Here is a 1,713-nt window from a genome sequence, read left to right on the forward strand (position 1 = left end):
ATAATTTACCTACTGACCCGCGGAACTCTGTAGGTAATATTAATACGAGTCTGACTCATTGATAATACATATATAATAATTTAAAACATCCAATCAAATGATAAAGGAATGACATCATGAAATTAAAAGCATTGGCACTTATTATCCCGGCATTACTGGTTGCAGGCGCAGCGCATTCTGCTGAGGTCTATAATAAAGACGGCAATAAATTGGATCTGTACGGCAAAGTGGATGGTTTGCATTATTTCTCTGATGATGCAGGCAAAGATGGCGATCAGACCTATGCGCGTGTGGGCTTTAAAGGCGAAACTCAGATTGCTGACCAACTGACCGGATATGGTCAGTGGGAATACAATATTCAGGCTAACAATACAGAGAGCAGCGGTACATCTGGCAACGCAACCCGTCTGGGCTTTGCAGGTCTGAAATTCGGTGATTTCGGCTCATTCGACTACGGCCGTAACTACGGTGTTGTGTATGATATTGAAGCATGGACCGATATGTTGCCAGAGTTCGGTGGTGATACTTACACCACGCCTGATAACTTTATGGTTGGCCGTACCAACGGGGTTGCCACTTACCGCAACACTGACTTCTTCGGCGAAGTAAAAGGCTGGAATTTCGCACTGCAATACCAGGGTGCAAATGATGGCGATAATAATAGCGAAGATTTCCAGTTTGGTGAAGGCACTAACAATGGTCGTGACGTGCGTCATCAGAACGGTGATGGTTTCGGTATTTCTACCACTTATGATTTCGGCATGGGTATTACGGCCGGGGCTGCCTATGCATCTTCTGATCGTACGAATGATCAAATTGCCTATACAAACGCTGATGGCGATAAAGCTGATGTGTGGACAGTGGGCGCGAAATACGATGCAAACAATGTCTATCTGGCTACCATGTATTCTGAAACCCGCAACATGACCCTTTATGGCAGTGACGGCGTGGCAAATAAAACTCAGAACTTTGAAATTACCGCACAATACCAATTCGATTTTGGTCTGCGTCCTGAAGTTTCTTACCTGCAATCCAAAGGTAAGAATCTGAATGAAGATACCAGCCGTACCGATAACGATCATGACTTAGTTAAATATGTTTCTGTGGGTACCAGCTATTACTTCAACAAAAACATGTCTACCTACGTTGATTACAAAATCAACCTGCTGGACAATGATGATGACTTCTATAAAACCAACAATATTTCTACCGATGATATCGTAGCGGTTGGTCTGGTTTATCAGTTCTAATTTCTGAAACTTCTTATTGAATGTTCTGAGTACAAAACCCGTCTTAGGATGGGTTTTTTTGTGCCCAAAAACGTGATTATCTGTGCCTTTGGGAGGTGTCTGCCTTCAATAATGCAACAGTGTTTGTTATATTATTGACCAGATCACGTACGGGGCAATTCCTCTGTGATACGGTGCTTTACCTAAGACTTGGTTTCTCAGGACAATGACATGTTAGATTATCGCTTTCCGACAGCTATGCAGATGGTGTTTTGTATCGCTCAGTCCCAAAAGGCTGGCCAGCGCTGCACCAGTGCGATTTTAGCAACGGGTCTGGAAGCCAACTCCAGTTTTATCCGCAAACTGATGGTGCCGCTGACGCAGCATGGCATCATCGTTTCCACTCTCGGCCGTACCGGTTCGATCACGCTTGGCCGCCCGGCGGAAGAAATCACGCTTCGCGACATTTATTGCGCAGTGATTG

The 1,713-nt window shown here is 44.6% G+C and carries 2 protein-coding genes; both read left to right on the forward strand.

What is annotated here, in order from left to right; genetic code table 11:
• Window positions 1-116: 116 nt before the first annotated feature.
• Complete coding sequence (ompC, locus tag J1785_RS01205) at window positions 117-1,250, forward strand: porin OmpC (protein WP_129953543.1); 1,134 nt, start codon at window positions 117-119, stop codon at window positions 1,248-1,250.
• Between the two features lie 210 nt (window positions 1,251-1,460).
• Window positions 1,461-1,713 (forward strand): RrF2 family transcriptional regulator (locus J1785_RS01210; RefSeq protein ID WP_217218622.1); only part of this gene is annotated, 253 nt, incomplete at its 3' end.

Source organism: Rahnella perminowiae (assembly GCF_019049755.1).
Lineage (GTDB): Bacteria > Pseudomonadota > Gammaproteobacteria > Enterobacterales > Enterobacteriaceae > Rahnella > Rahnella perminowiae.